Here is a 15723-nt window from a genome sequence, read left to right on the forward strand (position 1 = left end):
GAGAAGCGGATGAAACAGTATTTGATTGCCCCCTCAATTCTGTCGGCTGATTTTGCCCGCCTGGGTGAAGATACCGCAAAAGCCCTGGCAGCTGGCGCTGATGTCGTGCATTTTGACGTCATGGATAACCACTATGTTCCCAATCTGACGATTGGGCCAATGGTGCTGAAATCCTTGCGTAACTATGGCATTACCGCCCCTATCGATGTACATCTGATGGTGAAACCCGTCGATCGCATTGTGCCTGATTTCGCTGCCGCTGGTGCCAGCATCATTACCTTTCATCCAGAAGCCTCCGAGCATGTTGACCGCACGCTGCAACTGATTAAAGAAAATGGCTGTAAAGCGGGTCTGGTATTTAACCCGGCGACACCTCTGAGCTATCTGGATTACGTGATGGATAAGCTGGATGTGATCCTGCTGATGTCTGTTAACCCAGGTTTTGGCGGTCAGTCGTTCATTCCACAAACACTGGATAAACTGCGCGAAGTACGTCGTCGTATCGACGAGTCTGGTTTTGACATTCGACTGGAAGTGGACGGTGGCGTGAAGGTGAACAACATTGGCGAAATCGCTGCGGCGGGCGCGGATATGTTCGTCGCCGGTTCGGCAATCTTCGACCAGCCAGACTACAAAAAAGTCATTGATGAAATGCGCAGTGAACTGGCAAAGGTAAGTCATGAATAAGTTTGAAGATATTCGCGGCGTCGCTTTTGATCTCGACGGTACGCTGGTTGACAGTGCTCCCGGTCTTGCTGCTGCGGTAGATATGGCGCTGTATGCGCTGGAGTTACCCGTCGCAGGTGAAGAACGCGTTATTACCTGGATTGGTAACGGCGCAGATGTTCTGATGGAGCGTGCATTGGCCTGGGCGCGTCAGGAACGTGCGACTCTGCGTAAAACAATGGGTAAACCGCCCGTTGATGACGACATTCCGGCAGAAGAACAGGTACGTATTCTGCGTAAACTGTTCGATCGCTACTATAGCGAGGTTGCCGAAGAGGGGACGTTTTTGTTCCCGCACGTTGCCGATACGTTGGGCGCGTTGCAGGCTAAAGGCCTGCCGCTAGGCCTGGTCACCAACAAACCGACGCCGTTCGTCGCGCCACTGCTCGAAGCCTTAGATATTGCCAAATACTTTAGCGTGGTTATCGGCGGCGATGATGTGCAAAACAAAAAACCGCATCCGGACCCGCTGTTACTGGTGGCTGAGCGGATGGGAATTGCCCCACAACAGATGCTGTTTGTCGGCGACTCACGCAATGATATTCAGGCGGCAAAAGCGGCAGGTTGCCCATCAGTTGGCTTAACCTACGGATATAACTACGGCGAGGCTATCGATCTCAGCCAGCCTGATGTAATTTATCAGTCTATAAATGACCTTCTGCCCGCATTAGGGCTTCCGCATAGCGAAAATCAGGAATCGAAAAATGACTAAGCCCATCGTTTTTAGTGGCGCACAGCCCTCAGGTGAATTGACCATTGGTAACTACATGGGTGCGCTGCGTCAGTGGGTAAACATGCAGGATGACTACCATTGCATTTACTGTATCGTTGACCAACACGCGATCACCGTGCGCCAGGATGCACAGAAGCTGCGTAAAGCGACGCTGGATACGCTGGCCTTGTATCTGGCTTGTGGTATCGATCCTGAGAAAAGCACCATTTTTGTTCAGTCCCACGTACCAGAACATGCGCAGTTAGGCTGGGCACTGAACTGCTATACCTACTTCGGCGAACTGAGCCGCATGACCCAGTTTAAAGATAAATCTGCGCGTTATGCCGAGAACATCAACGCTGGTCTGTTTGACTATCCGGTGCTGATGGCTGCGGACATCCTGCTGTATCAAACTAATCTGGTACCGGTGGGTGAAGACCAGAAACAGCACCTGGAACTGAGTCGCGATATCGCCCAGCGTTTCAACGCGCTGTATGGCGAGATCTTTAAGGTGCCGGAGCCGTTTATTCCGAAATCTGGCGCGCGCGTAATGTCGCTGCTGGAGCCGACCAAGAAGATGTCCAAGTCTGACGATAACCGCAATAACGTTATCGGCCTGCTGGAAGATCCGAAATCGGTAGTGAAGAAAATCAAACGCGCGGTCACTGACTCCGACGAGCCGCCGGTAGTTCGCTACGATGTGCAGAACAAAGCGGGCGTTTCCAACCTGCTGGATATCCTTTCTGCGGTAACGGGCCAGAGCATCCCAGAACTGGAAAAACAGTTCGAAGGCAAGATGTATGGTCATCTGAAAGGTGAAGTGGCTGATGCCGTTTCCGGTATGCTGACTGAATTGCAGGAACGCTATCACCGTTTCCGCAACGATGAAGCCTTCCTGCAACAGGTGATGAAAGACGGCGCAGAAAAAGCCAGTGTACACGCTTCCCGTACGCTGAAAGCGGTGTACGAAGCGATTGGTTTTGTGGCGAAGCCGTAATATCAAAACGCTCGGACGGTCCCCTCGCCCCTTTGGGGAGAGGGTTAGGGTGAGGGGAGCAGGCAAGCGCCAGTGGGAATTACCCTTTGCTCGCATTGTCGAATAAATCACTTCGTCATCACTCTGAAACCGGGGAAACCCGGTTTTTTTATCCTCATTTGCAATAATCCGAAAAAATGTGAAGCGCCTCGCCGTTTCCACATCTCACAGTTGCCACTTATCTTCATTTTAATGAAGATATAAACATTCATTTTATTGAAAATATATTATGCGTCGAACGTTTATCAAAAAAGAAGGCGTCGTCATCACGACGCTGGCCCGTTATTTGTTGGGTGAAAAATGCGGTAATCGACTGAAAACCATAGATGAGCTGGCAACTGAATGCCGTTCATCGGTTGGCCTGACGCAGGCCGCGTTGAAAACGTTGGAATCAAGTGGAGCGATACGGATTGAACGCCGTGGGCGCAATGGCAGTTATCTGGTCGAAATGGATAACAAAGCGCTGCTGAGTCATGTGGATATCAATAACGTTGTGTGTGCCATGCCTTTGCCCTATACCCGCTTGTACGAAGGTTTAGCAAGCGGGCTGAAAGCCCAGTTTGATGGCATTCCTTTTTATTATGCGCATATGCGTGGCGCGGATATTCGTGTGGAGTGTTTGCTTAACGGTGTCTATGACATGGCAGTAGTTTCCCGCCTGGCGGCGGAAAGTTATCTCAGCCAAAACAATTTGTGCATCGCCCTCGAGCTTGGCCCGCATACGTATGTTGGTGAACATCAACTGATATGCCGCAAAGGTGAGTCTGGAAATGTTAAGCGAGTAGGTCTCGATAGTCGTTCGGCGGATCAGAAAATCATGACCGATGTCTTTTTTGGCGATAGTGATGTGGAACGTGTCGATCTCTCTTATCACGAGAGTTTACAACGCATTGTTAAAGGCGATGTCGATGCGGTTATCTGGAACGTGGTGGCGGAAAACGAACTGACCATGCTGGGATTAGAGGCGACGCCGCTCACAGACGATCCGCGATTTTTACAGGCCACCGAAGCCGTGGTCCTGACGCGAGTCGATGATTACCCAATGCAACAACTGCTGCGTGCCGTTGTAGATAAACACGCCCTGCTCGCCCATCAACAACGGGTAGTGAGTGGGGAACAGGAACCGAGTTATTAAACGAAAGGCATCTGATATGGAAACCAGACTCAACCTGCTTTGCGAGGCAGGCGTTATTGATAAGGACATCTGCAAAGGCATGATGCAGGTCGTCAACGTACTGGAAACAGAGTGCCATCTGCCGGTGCGCAGTGAGCAAGGAACGATGGCGATGACACATATGGCGAGTGCACTGATGCGCAGTCGCCGTGGTGAAGAAATAGAGCCGCTGGATAACGAATTGCTGGCAGAGCTGGCGCAATCCAGCCACTGGCAAGCCGTTGTGCAATTGCATCAGGTGTTGTTGAAGGAATTCGCACTGGAAGTTAATCCGTGTGAAGAAGGCTATTTGCTGGCCAACCTTTATGGATTATGGATGGCTGCTAACGAAGAGGTTTGAAGCTCCCGACAAATCCACGTCGCACAACTTAAATATTCAAAAAAATGAATATTTAATTCAAGGAACAGAAACGAGGCAACAAGATGTTTGTAGAAGCATTGAAACGCCAGAACCCGGCGCTGATTTCCGCCGCACTAAGTTTGTGGCAGCAGGGCAAGATCGCCCCGGACAGCTGGGTGATCGACGTGGATCAGGTACTGGAAAACGGTAAGCGACTGATTGAGACGGCGCGGCTTTACGGCATTGAACTGTATCTGATGACCAAGCAGTTTGGCCGTAACCCATGGCTGGCGGAAAAATTGCTGGCATTAGGTTACAGCGGCATTGTGGCGGTGGATTACAAAGAGGCGCGAGTCATGCGCCGCGCTGGTTTGTCGGTGGCGCATCAGGGGCATCTGGTACAAATCCCTTGTCATCAGGTTGCTGACGCCGTTGAACAGGGCACCGACGTCATCACCGTGTTTACTCTCGACAAAGCGCGGGAAGTTTCTGCGGCAGCGGTGAAGGCCGGACGTGTGCAGTTTGTGCTGCTCAAAGTTTATAGCGACGATGATTTTCTTTATCCGGGGCAGGAGAGCGGTTTTGTACAGCATTCGCTGCACGAGGTGGTTGCTGAAATTAAGAAACTGCCGGGTCTGCATTTAGCCGGACTTACCCATTTCCCTTGCCTGCTTTGGGATGAGGCTGCCGGAAAAGTTTTGCCGACACCGAATCTTCACACGCTGATACAGGCACGGGATCAACTGGCGAAATCTGGTATTGCACTTGAGCAACTGAACGCGCCTTCAGCGACCAGCTGCACTTCGCTGCCATTACTGGCGCAATACGGTGTGACTCATGCCGAACCCGGTCATGCGCTGACGGGCACTATTCCGGCAAACCAGCAGGGCGATCAGTCTGAACGTATCGCGATGCTCTGGTTGAGTGAAATCTCCCATCATTTCCGTGGCGACAGCTACTGCTACGGCGGCGGTTACTACCGTCGTGGTCATGCGCAACATGCGTTGGTGTTTACGCCAGAAAATCAAAAGATTACTGAAACCAATCTCAAAACTGTGGATGACAGCAGTATCGACTACACCCTGTCGCTGGCAGGCGAGTTTCCGGTAAGCAGTGCAGTGGTGCTCTGTTTCCGCACGCAGATTTTTGTCACCCGTAGCGATGTGGTGCTGGTGTCCGGTATTCACCGTGGCGAACCGAAAATCGTTGGTCGTTATGACAGTCTTGGAAACTCTCTGGGGGCGTAATGGCGCGATTTGTGGTGTTAGTGATTGATAGCTTTGGCGTAGGGGCAATGAAAGATGTCACGCTGGTGCGTCCGCAAGATGCGGGAGCGAATACATGTGGTCACATCCTGAGCCAGTTGCCGCATTTGCAGCTACCAACGCTGGAGAAGCTGGGGCTAATCAACGCATTGGGTTATGCGCCAGGCGATATGCAGCCGTCAGATTCCGCAACCTGGGGCGTGGCAGAGCTGCAACATGAAGGTGGCGATACCTTTATGGGGCATCAGGAAATTTTAGGCACGCGCCCGTTACCGCCGCTGCGGATGCCTTTTTGCGATGTGATTGACCGTGTTGAGCAGGCATTAGTATCCGCCGGTTGGCAGGTGGAGCGCCGTGGCGATGAACTGCAATTTCTGTGGGTCAATCAGGCGGTTGCGATTGGCGATAATCTCGAGGCGGATTTAGGCCAAGTCTATAACATTACCGCCAATCTCTCTGTGATCTCTTTTGACGACGCAATCAAAATTGGTCGTATCGTGCGTGAGCAGGTACAGGTCGGTCGGGTCATTACATTTGGTGGCCTGTTAACCGACAGTCAACGCATTCTCGATGCCGCAGAAAGCAAAGAAGGGCGCTTTATTGGTATCAATGCGCCGCGTTCTGGCGCTTATGACAACGGCTTCCAGGTCGTGCATATGGGCTACGGTGTCGATAAAAAAGTGCAGGTGCCGCAAAAACTGTATGAGGCGGGCGTGCCAACCGTGCTGGTGGGTAAGGTGGCAGATATCGTCAGCAATCCTTATGGCGTGAGCTGGCAAAACCTGGTGGATAGCCAGCGGATTATGGATATCACCCTCGACGAATTTAACACCCATCCGACGGCGTTTATTTGCACCAATATCCAGGAAACCGACCTCGCTGGTCATGCAGAAGACGTCGCACGTTATGCCGAACGTTTGCAGGTCGTTGACCGTAACCTTGCCCGGCTTGTTGATGCGATGCAGCCAGATGATTGCCTGGTCGTGATGGCGGATCACGGCAACGATCCGACCATTGGTCACAGCCACCATACCCGCGAAGTGGTGCCGCTGCTGGTTTATCAGCAAGGCCTGGCTGCTACGCAGCTCGGTGTGCGCACCACGCTTTCTGATGTGGGAGCTACCGTGTGTGAATTTTTCCGTGCGCCACCGCCACAAAATGGTCGCTCTTTTCTTTCCTCCCTCCGGTTTGCAGGAGACACCCTATGAGTTTTGATCCGACGGGTTACACCCTGGCCCATGAGCATCTGCATATTGATCTCTCCGGCTTTAAAAACAACGTGGACTGCCGCCTTGATCAGTATGCGTTCATTTGCCAGGAGATGAACGACCTGATGACCCGGGGTGTACGTAATGTGATTGAGATGACCAACCGTTACATGGGGCGCAATGCGCAATTTATGCTCGGTGTAATGCGCGAAACCGGGATCAACGTGGTGGCCTGTACTGGTTATTACCAGGATGCGTTTTTCCCGGAACATGTGGTGACCCGCAGCGTGCAGGAACTGGCGCAGGAGATGGTCGATGAAATTGAACAGGGTATCGATGGCACGGAGCTGAAAGCCGGGCTCATCGCGGAGATCGGCTCCAGCGAAGGAAAGATTACGCCGCTGGAAGAGAAGGTATTTATTGCCGCTGCGCTGGCGCATAACCAGACCGGACGCCCGATCTCCACGCATACGTCGTTCAGCACCATGGGGCTGGAACAACTGGCTCTGTTGCAAGCCCACGGAGTTGATCTTTCGCGCGTCACCGTTGGTCACTGCGATCTGAAAGACAACCTCGACAACATTTTGAAGATGATCGATCTCGGCGCGTACGTGCAGTTCGACACCATTGGTAAGAACAGTTACTACCCGGACGAAAAGCGCATTGCGATGCTCCACGCGCTACGTGACCGTGGGTTGCTGAACCGCGTCATGCTGTCGATGGATATTACGCGCCGCTCCCATTTAAAAGCCAATGGTGGTTATGGCTATGACTATTTATTGACCACCTTTATTCCGCAATTGCGCCAGTCAGGATTCAGTCAGGCCGATGTGGATGTGATGTTACGTGAAACTCCCTCTCAATTTTTCCAATAAGGACAGACTCATGAAAAAGATTGGCGTTGCAGGCTTACAGCGTGAGCAGATTAAAAAAACCATTGAAGCGACGGCTCCTGGCAGTTTTGAAGTTTTCATTCACAACGACATGGAAGCGGCAATGAAAGTGAAATCCGGGCAACTGGATTACTACATCGGTGCGTGTAATACCGGTGCGGGCGCGGCATTGTCGATTGCCATCGCGGTGATTGGCTATAACAAAAGTTGCACCATTGCCAAACCAGGCATTAAAGCGAAAGACGAGCATATCGCCAAAATGATCGCTGAAGGAAAAGTGGCGTTTGGCCTTTCCGTTGAGCACGTCGAACACGCGATTCCGATGCTGATTAACCATCTGAAATAAAAGGCACGACTATGGATCTGTATATTCAGATTATCGTGGTGGCGTGCCTGACGGGTATGACATCGCTTCTGGCGCATCGCTCGGCGGCTGTTTTTCATGACGGCATCCGCCCGATCCTGCCGCAACTGATTGAAGGCTATATGAACCGTCGCGAGGCGGGGAGTATCGCTTTTGGTCTGAGCATTGGTTTTGTGGCCTCGGTGGGGATCTCTTTTACCCTGAAAACCGGGCTGCTCAACGCATGGTTACTCTTTCTTCCTACCGATATCCTCGGCGTACTGGCGATAAACAGCCTGATGGCGTTTGGTCTTGGCGCTATCTGGGGCGTGTTGATCCTTACTTGCCTGTTGCTAGTAAACCAGCTGCTGACCGCGCTGCCGGTGGATGTATTAGGTAGCCTCGGGGAATTAAGCTCGCCGGTAGTTTCTGCTTTTGCACTGTTCCCGCTGGTGGCGATTTTCTACCAGTTTGGCTGGAAGCAAAGTCTGGTCGCCGCCGTGGTTGTTCTGATGACCCGTGTGGTAGTCGTGCGCTATTTCCCACATCTTAACCCTGAATCCATCGAAATCTTTATTGGCATGGTGATGCTGCTGGGGATCGCGATAACTCACGACCTGCGTCATCGTGATGAAAATGATATTGATGCCAGCGGGCTTTCGGTGTTTGAAGAACGCATGTCGCGGATTATCAAAAACTTACCCTATATCGCCATCGTGGGAGCATTGATTGCCGCCGTTGCCAGCATGAAGATTTTCGCCGGCAGTGAAGTGTCGATCTTCACTCTGGAGAAAGCGTACTCCGCAGGCGTAACGCCGGAACAATCGCAAACGCTGATCAACCAGGCGGCACTGGCAGAATTTATGCGCGGGCTGGGTTTTGTACCGTTGATTGCCACCACCGCCTTAGCAACGGGTGTGTATGCAGTTGCGGGCTTTACCTTTGTTTATGCGGTGGGCTATCTCTCGCCGAATCCGATGGTTGCAGCGGTATTAGGCGCAGTGGTTATTTCGGCGGAAGTCTTGCTGCTTCGTTCTATCGGCAAATGGCTGGGACGCTACCCGTCGGTGCGTAATGCGTCGGATAACATCCGTAACGCCATGAATATGCTGATGGAAGTGGCGCTGCTGGTCGGTTCGATTTTCGCAGCAATTAAGATGGCGGGTTATACCGGATTCTCTATCGCGGTTGCCATTTACTTCCTCAACGAATCCCTGGGCCGTCCGGTACAGAAAATGGCGGCACCGGTCGTGGCAGTAATGATCACCGGTATACTGCTGAATGTTCTTTACTGGCTTGGCCTGTTCGTTCCGGCTTAAGGAAGGCACCTATGAAGACGTTTACTCTGCAAAGCCTGACGCTTATTGAGGCGCAGCAAAAGCAGTTTGCGCTGGTGGACACGATTTGCCGTCACTTTCCCGGCGCGGAGTTTCTAACCAGCGGTGATTTGGGCTTAACGCCGGGGCTGAATCAACCGCGTATTACCCAACGGGTGGAGCAGGTGCTGGCTGATGCATTTCACGCACAGGCTGCGGCGCTGGTGCAGGGCGCGGGGACTGGCGCGATTCGCGCCGGGCTGGCAGCTTTGCTCAAACCGGGGCAGCGTCTTCTGGTGCATGACGCGCCTGTTTACCCGACGACACGGGTTATTATTGAGCAGATGGGGCTGACGCTTATTACTGTTGATTTCAATGACCTGTCGGCACTGAAGCAGGTCGTCGACGAGCAACAACCGGATGCGGCGCTGGTGCAGCATACGCGCCAGCAGCCGCAGGACAGCTACGTGCTGGCAGATGTGCTGGCAACGTTGCGCGCGGCAGGTGTTCCAGCGTTAACCGATGACAACTATGCGGTGATGAAGGTGGCGCGAATCGGCTGTGAATGCGGCGCGAATGTCTCGACATTTTCCTGCTTCAAGCTATTTGGGCCAGAGGGTGTTGGTGCAGTGGTCGGCGATGCTGATGTTATCAACCGTATTCGCGCCACGCTTTACTCCGGCGGTAGCCAGATCCAGGGCGCACAGGCGCTGGAAGTATTGCGTTGTCTGGTGTTTGCGCCAGTGATGCACGCGGTGCAGGCAGGGGTATCTGAACGGTTGCTGGCTTTGCTTAACGGTGGTGCGGTGCCGGAAGTGAAAAGCGCGGTGATTGCTAATGCGCAGTCGAAGGTGTTGATTGTCGAGTTTCATCAGCCGATTGCCGCCAGAGTGCTGGAAGAGGCGCAAAAGCGCGGTGCCTTGCCTTACCCGGTGGGTGCAGAGTCGAAATATGAAATCCCGCCGCTCTTTTATCGCCTTTCCGGAACGTTTCGCCAGGCGAATCCACAATCAGAACATTGTGCGATTCGCATTAACCCGAATCGCAGCGGTGAAGAGACGGTGCTGCGGATTTTGCGTGAGAGTATTGCCAGTATTTAATGCTGGATAGCACCGTCAAGCTAAATTCCGTACTGAACGGTCCCCTCGCCCCTTTGGGGAGAGGGTTAGGGTGAGGGGAATGTACGGGATGTAAAATTCAACGCGCCAGCATCGCCGGATGCGATGCTGGCGCATCTTATCCGGCCTACGGTTAATGTCTTTTATTATCAATAGTTAAGGTGATGCGATTGGCGCGGCAGAAGAGTTCGGAGACGTGCACCGGTTTGTCATTCTGATCAAAGGCGATTTTGCTGATGCGAAACAACGGTTCGCCCAGTTCGCATTTCAGCCATTTTGCCTGCGGGCGGGTGGCGGCAAAGATATCGATGGTCTTTTTGTCGCTGACCACTCGCGTGTCAAAACGCTCCTGAAATAACTGATAGGTGGAGCTTCCTTCGACGTAAATCTCATCAAAGTCAGGATAACGCGACAGCGGGATCCATGAACTATCAATAAACAGCGGCTCTTTATCGAGATACATCACCCGGCAGAGATGGAACACTTCGCTGTTTCCGGGGATGTTCAGCTTTTCGCAAAACGGCGCGGCGCTGACCCGTTCCTGTTCGATCACTTTCTCTTTCGTCGCCTTGCCTTGTGAGACGCCAAAATCGGTAAAACCACTGACAGTAAGCAGGGCGTTTTCAACTTTCTGGCTTTGTACAAAGGTGCCTTTTCCTTGCCAGCGGATCAGTACGCCGTCCGCCACTAAGTCGCTGATGGCTTTGCGAATGGTAATGCGGCTGACGTTATATTGTGTACAAAGCTCGTTTTCGGTAGGGATCTGTTGCCCGGCCTGGTAAACCCCCTGCGCGATATCATCCAGCAGTCGCTGGCGGACGGTAGCGTAGAGGAGTTGATGAGAGTAGCGGTCCGTAGCTGACATAATCGACCCTGAAATAAAGAATGAATTACTCGGATTATAGGGTCGTTTTCCGGCAAGTAACAGCACGTTGGCGTGAAGATGCTCACGCCAACGTTATACCTACCAGGCACCGTGGTACTGAATGGTTTTCGCCGCGCACGCCGTTCCCTGCGCCATCGCCTGCGGTAATGTCATCCCCGCAGACCAGCCGCAAAGGAATCCGGCAATGAACGAATCTCCGGCACCCATGGTGTCGATAACCGTCACCGGTTCAGGAGCCTGACGCCAGAACTGCGCGCCATCCCAGGCAATGCTGCCGTTTTCATCCAGCGTGACAATCACTGTTCCTGCGCCACGGGCAACAATCGCTTTCATCTTCAGACGCAGCGTTTCGTCTTCTTGCGGTGCGGAGGCAAAGGCAAAATCGAGATGCGGCACCAGTGTCTGCCAGAGCGGGCTGTCCCACTTGTCGGAGAAGTCGAAAGCGGTAAGTTTGCCCGCAGCGTGCAGCTGTGGGAATGCGTCTTCCGCATGTCCCCAGATTGCCGCGTGCACAATGTCATACTGCGCCAGCCAGGCGTAATCCTCTTCACTCAGGGCAAAGTCGGCCATCACGCCTTCGGTGTAGTCGCCAAAAACGCGATCATTGTCGTGCAGTTCCACCTGAGTTTGTGCGGTAACGCCGTGTTTCGTATGGACATGGCTGATATCGACGCCCATGCGGGCGAGATCCTGCTTCAGCTTTGTGCCGTAGTCATCGTCACCCACCCAGGTAATGCATCCCGGCTGTATGCCGTAGCGAGTGCAGTACACCGCCACATTGACCGCATTACCGCCAGAAAACGCTTTATTCAGTTGCGGGTAGATATCGACGCAGTTATCGCCGATTGTCGCCAGGGTTTTCATCTCTCATCCTCCGGCAGCAGCGCGCGAAAGCGTTCCAGCGCCTGGCGGGCATAGAGTCTGGGCTCGTTCATATACATCGTCACCAGCTCCACCGTACAGTAACCCTCATAGCCCCGCTCAATAATATCGCGCATCAGTTCCCGCAGCGGCATTTTGCCTTCTCCAGGAATGTAATGCGTGTCGCTGGCCCCGTCGCTGTCGACAATATGCAGATGACGTAATTTATCGCCCAGTTTGTCGAAATAACTCATCACCGGTTCCGCCTGGACATACGGCGCGCAAATGTCGACCATGCTGAACAGGCGCGGCGAAGGCACCAGCGCCAGCGCATGAAGCACATCATTAGCATTACACACGACGTTCGATTCATACGGCGTTAACGGTTCGAGGATTAGATCCATGCCGATGTTTTCCGCGTACTCATACAGTTCGCTTAGGTTCTCTGCCAGCCGTCCCCAGATAACATTAGGTGGCGTGAGATAGCCCGCGTGGGCCGCGGAAATCAGCGTATAACCCGCGTTCATCTCTTTTGCCATATCCATCGCCAGCTTGATCATGTCGAGGCTTTCGCGACGCATATGTTCATCGCCCAGCATCATGTTATACGGATAGCCGTTGGTTTCTGGCGTATAGCCGATAATCGGCATCTGATACGTCTGCGCCAGCGCCTTGATTTGTTTGATGCCGCCCGCTTTTAAGTCCGGCGCGAACGCGTGCGGGCGACCGCCCCAAATTTCGATGCCGTCGTAACCCAGCTCGCTTGCATCACGAAATGCGTGTTCAATAGGCAGCCGCTGGTGGCCGCAGGTAAACATACCTGTTTTCATCGGGTAACTCCTTGCGTAAATCCGGCCCGTTGCCGGGCCGGGCGAGGGATTAATATTCCACCAGACCACCGTAATAGCGGCGTTCATCCGGGTTGTGATCTTTGTAAATAGACAGGTAGTAGCAGAGCCACTCCATTGGCACGAACATCAGGAACGGTGCCAGCCACGGGTGCAGCCCTTGCGAAATTTCGGCGTAATCGATGACGATCACGTTGTCAGTACGCTGTTTAACAAAGTTAATGGCGCGTTCGGTGGTGTGGCGACTTTCATCATTGCCGAGCAGGAACAGGAACGGAACGCCCGGTTCGACAATCTCCAGCGGGCCATGGCGGAACTCTCCGCTCTCAATCACGCAGCCGTGCGTCCAGGTAAATTCCATCAGCGTTACAATGCCTTCTTTGTAACCCAGCGGACGCAGCGGACCCGCAGCAACGGTATAAATCATCGGCCACTGGCTGGCCAGTTCACCAAGCTGGCGGCCTTTTTCTTCCCAGGTGCGTACCAGATGACCGAGCGCATTCGGCAACTGCTTGAGATCGTTTTTGATCTTGCCGATTTCCGCGTTCGGCGCGAGGCGGGTGATCATCTCCAGCACCACGCTGTAGCAGAGCAGCAGGTGAATTTCCCAGATACAGTCGGCCTGATAATCAATGCTAAATTCCGCCGCCGAGGTAATCGGGCTGTCCGCGCGTTTGGTGAACGCCGCAGTGAGTGCGCCGCAGGCCCGGCCCAGCTCCAGCGCTTTGATTACCTCTTCCGTTTTACCGTAGTCAGAAACGCCAATCACCGCGCAACGATCGTCGAGGCGATACGGGGTGTTATCGCAGAACTCCCAGCCGGAAATGGCGTAGACCTGAAGATCGGAAAAGCGATCCGCCAAATGTTTCGCCGCTTGCGCCGCGTTGAGCTGGCGGCTACGCTTCGCCCAGAAGGCGTAAGCAGGCAGACCAGTAGCAATAACGATGACGGCGCAGATAAGGCCGGGAATCGGTGCCCAGACAAAGGTTGAGGCGACCAGAATGAGGCTTGACGCAATGGCGAGGGTGGTCATCAGCCCGAAAGCCGGAGTACGCCACAGCGGTTTGTAATCGTCGCGTTTACGACACCAGATGATGGAGCCGAAGGTGAGGGTATTTTTGAAACACATCACCAGGGTGAAATAACCCAGCAGGCTGGTGAGATCGGAAACGAAGATGAAGAAGAGCCCCAGCGCCCCTTGCAGGATGATGGAGACATCCGGCGTGTTGTATTTCGGATGCACATGGCCGAAGCATTTAAAGAACAGGTTGTCTTTCGCCATCGCGTATTCCAGCCGCGGCTGGTACATCACGCAGCTGGAAAGCGAACCAAGAATGACGATCATCGCCGTGATGGCAACAAAGATCCCAGCGGTGCTGCCGAGTGCGGGGATCCAGGTCAGGGCGTCGGAAATCGGCGTTTCAGAATTGGCGAGTTTGTCGAAGGGCATCAGGTCGGAAATCACCAGCGCCAGCAGGGTGTAGAGCACCAGAACCAGCAGACAGGAACCAATCAGCGCTAGTGGCATGGTTTTTCCGGGGTTTTTAATTTCGCCGGTCATATAACAGATAGAGGCCATGCCGGTATACGACCAACTGGTGGCAGAGATCCCCGCCAGCAGCGCCATAAAGCTGCCCGTTGCGCCAATCGCAGTGGTGGTAGGGGCGGCAAAATTCTCCGCTTTAAACTAGAAGATCCCAAGGCCAATGACGATAGTGAACGGGATAATTTTGGCGATGGTAATTAGCGTCTGAAACGCTCCGCCGCCTTCAACGGAGCGCAGGTGTAGCAACATAAAGGCGATAATTAATCCGGCGGCGATAAATTTACCGGGCAACGGATCGATAGGCGTTAAAAAGCCAAGATTGCTGACAATCGCCAGCGCCATAATCGACAATGACGGCGCATCGTTGGCCCAGAAGCTGGCCCAGCCGGAGAGGAAAGCCAGCGGTCGGCTTCCGGCATTTTTCAGATAAACATAATCTGCGCCATTTTCCGGATAAGCGGTGGATAGTTCCGCATAGACGCACATTTGCGGGATCACAATTAACCCGCCAATGACAAACGTGAGCACCGTAAGCCACGGCGTGCCCGCTGCTTTTGCCACTTCACCCACAGATACAAAAATACCGGAGCCGACGGTTGTCCCGACGGCGATTGCAAGAACGGCCCAAAATCCGAGCTTGCGTTGGAGTTCCTGGCTTCCCATAGCGATACCTTTTTCTTGTCCAACACGTTGTAGGGGAGAGTTTGCAGTCATTTAAAAGGTAACATGACAATGCATGATGAATATAATAACATATGATGTTATGTAATGCGGAGGAAGATCACAAAATTTCGCACAGGATCGCTCTGTGGCTAATGAATGTAGTTATCCAATTGAAATTAAAGTGAAAATATTTTTACGGGTGGGGAGCAAGAAGGATATAGAAACAAATACGCCCTCGGAAAATCCAGAGGGCGTCGGGCAATTAAACCGGTGTTAGCCGATTTCTGTCAGAGACTTACTGTGCAGTAGGACCGCAACCGCCAATGATTTTAGAAATAGAAATTGCCGGGTGCAGCAGGTAGTCGTAAGAGCAGTTCTTATCACGGTTTTCAATATGACCAGTACATGCAGTTAACGTAGCCAGTACTGCACCTACCAGTGCAACTTTAATAAATTTGTTCATTTACATTCCCGGTAATGACTCCAACTTACTGATAGTGTTTTATGTTCAGATAATGCCCGATGACCTTGTCATGCAGCTCCACCGATTTTGAGAACGACAGTGACTTCCGTCCCAGCCTTGCCAGATGTTGTCTCAGATTCAGATTATGTCGCTCAATGCGCTGAGTGTAACGCTTGCTGATAACGTGCAGCTTTCCCTTCAGGCGTGATTCATACAGCGGCCAGCCATCCGTCATCCATACCACGACCTCAAAGGCCGACAGCAGGCTCAGAAGACGCTCCAGTGTGGCCAGAGTGCGTTCACCGAAGACGTGCGCCACAACCGT

General features: G+C 52.9%; 15 protein-coding genes and 3 pseudogenes. 11 read left to right on the forward strand and 7 right to left on the reverse strand.

Annotated elements, in window-relative coordinates:
• The first annotated feature begins 9 nt into the window (after positions 1-9).
• The 11 genes from rpe (at position 10) to BGK49_RS12940 (ending at position 10113) form a co-directional block, all read left to right on the forward strand.
• On the forward strand, positions 10-687 hold the full coding sequence (rpe, locus tag BGK49_RS12890) for a ribulose-phosphate 3-epimerase (protein WP_000816280.1): 678 nt from the start codon (positions 10-12) through the stop codon (positions 685-687).
• Positions 680-1438 carry a phosphoglycolate phosphatase gene (gene gph, locus BGK49_RS12895; protein ID WP_001031715.1) on the forward strand — a complete coding sequence of 253 codons (759 nt, stop codon included), beginning with the start codon at positions 680-682 and terminating at the stop codon, positions 1436-1438. Before rpe ends, gph begins: the two co-directional genes overlap by 8 nt.
• Positions 1431-2435, forward strand: coding sequence for a tryptophan--tRNA ligase (trpS, locus tag BGK49_RS12900; RefSeq protein ID WP_000165553.1), 1005 nt, complete (start codon positions 1431-1433; stop codon positions 2433-2435). The genes gph and trpS overlap by 8 nt, the downstream gene beginning before the upstream one ends.
• 268 nt (positions 2436-2703) lie before the next feature.
• On the forward strand, positions 2704-3609 hold the full coding sequence (yhfZ, locus tag BGK49_RS12905; RefSeq protein ID WP_001254807.1) for a GntR family transcriptional regulator YhfZ: 906 nt from the start codon (positions 2704-2706) through the stop codon (positions 3607-3609).
• 16 nt (positions 3610-3625) lie between these two features.
• Positions 3626-3988: a PRD domain protein gene (locus BGK49_RS12910; RefSeq protein WP_001295165.1), complete on the forward strand. Its 363-nt coding sequence runs from the start codon at positions 3626-3628 to the stop codon at positions 3986-3988.
• Positions 3989-4071: 83 nt separating this feature from the next.
• Positions 4072-5235, forward strand: coding sequence for a YhfX family PLP-dependent enzyme (locus tag BGK49_RS12915; protein ID WP_000497373.1), 1164 nt, complete (start codon positions 4072-4074; stop codon positions 5233-5235).
• Entirely contained in the window at positions 5235-6461 is a 1227-nt protein-coding gene (locus tag BGK49_RS12920) for a phosphopentomutase (protein WP_000090598.1), read from the forward strand. The genes BGK49_RS12915 and BGK49_RS12920 overlap by 1 nt, the downstream gene beginning before the upstream one ends.
• Positions 6458-7336, forward strand: coding sequence for a phosphotriesterase-related protein (locus BGK49_RS12925; RefSeq protein WP_000007027.1), 879 nt, complete (start codon positions 6458-6460; stop codon positions 7334-7336). Before BGK49_RS12920 ends, BGK49_RS12925 begins: the two co-directional genes overlap by 4 nt.
• A gap of 10 nt (positions 7337-7346) precedes the next feature.
• Positions 7347-7700 (forward strand): DUF2620 domain-containing protein, encoded by a 354-nt coding sequence (locus tag BGK49_RS12930; protein ID WP_001297518.1) that lies wholly within the window; start codon positions 7347-7349, stop codon positions 7698-7700.
• An 11-nt stretch (positions 7701-7711) separates the two neighbouring features.
• Positions 7712-9016: a YhfT family protein gene (locus BGK49_RS12935; RefSeq protein WP_069375753.1), complete on the forward strand. Its 1305-nt coding sequence runs from the start codon at positions 7712-7714 to the stop codon at positions 9014-9016.
• Positions 9017-9027: 11 nt separating this feature from the next.
• Positions 9028-10113: an aminotransferase class I/II-fold pyridoxal phosphate-dependent enzyme gene (locus tag BGK49_RS12940; protein ID WP_000847582.1), complete on the forward strand. Its 1086-nt coding sequence runs from the start codon at positions 9028-9030 to the stop codon at positions 10111-10113.
• 151 nt (positions 10114-10264) lie between these two features.
• On the opposite strand, the gene frlR is transcribed toward BGK49_RS12940, so the two are convergent.
• From frlR to BGK49_RS12975, 7 genes and pseudogenes are all read right to left on the reverse strand, one after another.
• The gene (gene frlR / locus BGK49_RS12945; protein WP_001276847.1) at positions 10265-10996 is read right to left on the reverse strand and encodes a DNA-binding transcriptional regulator FrlR; all 732 of its coding nucleotides are present in this window, start codon (positions 10994-10996) and stop codon (positions 10265-10267) included.
• 99 nt (positions 10997-11095) lie between these two features.
• Complete coding sequence (gene frlD / locus BGK49_RS12950; RefSeq protein ID WP_000853352.1) at positions 11096-11881, reverse strand: fructoselysine 6-kinase; 786 nt, start codon at positions 11879-11881, stop codon at positions 11096-11098.
• Positions 11878-12708, reverse strand: a complete 831-nt coding sequence (gene frlC, locus BGK49_RS12955; RefSeq protein ID WP_000847842.1) for a fructoselysine 3-epimerase — start codon at positions 12706-12708, stop codon at positions 11878-11880. The genes frlD and frlC overlap by 4 nt, the downstream gene beginning before the upstream one ends.
• Positions 12709-12757: 49 nt before the next feature.
• Positions 12758-13615 (reverse strand): annotated as a pseudogene (frlB, locus tag BGK49_RS29405) (fructoselysine 6-phosphate deglycase); the annotation flags it as partial.
• Positions 13607-14935, reverse strand: a pseudogene (gene frlA / locus BGK49_RS30640) (fructoselysine/psicoselysine transporter); the annotation flags it as partial. The pseudogenes frlB and frlA, both read right to left, overlap by 9 nt.
• Before the next feature lie 295 nt (positions 14936-15230).
• Complete coding sequence (locus BGK49_RS12970) at positions 15231-15398, reverse strand: YhfL family protein (protein WP_001031834.1); 168 nt, start codon at positions 15396-15398, stop codon at positions 15231-15233.
• Positions 15399-15423: 25 nt separating this feature from the next.
• Positions 15424-15723 (reverse strand): annotated as a pseudogene (locus BGK49_RS12975) (IS1-like element IS1X2 family transposase); the annotation flags it as partial.

Origin of the sequence: Shigella sp. FC1544, from assembly GCF_001722145.1 — a bacterium.
Lineage (GTDB): Bacteria > Pseudomonadota > Gammaproteobacteria > Enterobacterales > Enterobacteriaceae > Escherichia > Escherichia coli.

Excerpts from the sequence above, each read along its gene's own strand:
- frlD (WP_000853352.1), bottom strand. The coding sequence starts at position 11,881 with ATGAAAACCCTGGCGACAATCGGCGATAACTGCGTCGATATCTACCCG.
- frlR (WP_001276847.1), bottom strand. The coding sequence starts at position 10,996 with ATGTCAGCTACGGACCGCTACTCTCATCAACTCCTCTACGCTACCGTC.
- BGK49_RS12935 (WP_069375753.1), top strand. The coding sequence starts at position 7,712 with ATGGATCTGTATATTCAGATTATCGTGGTGGCGTGCCTGACGGGTATG.
- BGK49_RS12920 (WP_000090598.1), top strand. The coding sequence starts at position 5,235 with ATGGCGCGATTTGTGGTGTTAGTGATTGATAGCTTTGGCGTAGGGGCA.
- BGK49_RS12925 (WP_000007027.1), top strand. The coding sequence starts at position 6,458 with ATGAGTTTTGATCCGACGGGTTACACCCTGGCCCATGAGCATCTGCAT.
- yhfZ (WP_001254807.1), top strand. The coding sequence starts at position 2,704 with ATGCGTCGAACGTTTATCAAAAAAGAAGGCGTCGTCATCACGACGCTG.
- BGK49_RS12930 (WP_001297518.1), top strand. The coding sequence starts at position 7,347 with ATGAAAAAGATTGGCGTTGCAGGCTTACAGCGTGAGCAGATTAAAAAA.
- BGK49_RS12915 (WP_000497373.1), top strand. The coding sequence starts at position 4,072 with ATGTTTGTAGAAGCATTGAAACGCCAGAACCCGGCGCTGATTTCCGCC.
- frlC (WP_000847842.1), bottom strand. The coding sequence starts at position 12,708 with ATGAAAACAGGTATGTTTACCTGCGGCCACCAGCGGCTGCCTATTGAA.
- rpe (WP_000816280.1), top strand. The coding sequence starts at position 10 with ATGAAACAGTATTTGATTGCCCCCTCAATTCTGTCGGCTGATTTTGCC.
- BGK49_RS12940 (WP_000847582.1), top strand. The coding sequence starts at position 9,028 with ATGAAGACGTTTACTCTGCAAAGCCTGACGCTTATTGAGGCGCAGCAA.
- trpS (WP_000165553.1), top strand. The coding sequence starts at position 1,431 with ATGACTAAGCCCATCGTTTTTAGTGGCGCACAGCCCTCAGGTGAATTG.
- gph (WP_001031715.1), top strand. The coding sequence starts at position 680 with ATGAATAAGTTTGAAGATATTCGCGGCGTCGCTTTTGATCTCGACGGT.
- BGK49_RS12970 (WP_001031834.1), bottom strand. The coding sequence starts at position 15,398 with ATGAACAAATTTATTAAAGTTGCACTGGTAGGTGCAGTACTGGCTACG.
- BGK49_RS12910 (WP_001295165.1), top strand. The coding sequence starts at position 3,626 with ATGGAAACCAGACTCAACCTGCTTTGCGAGGCAGGCGTTATTGATAAG.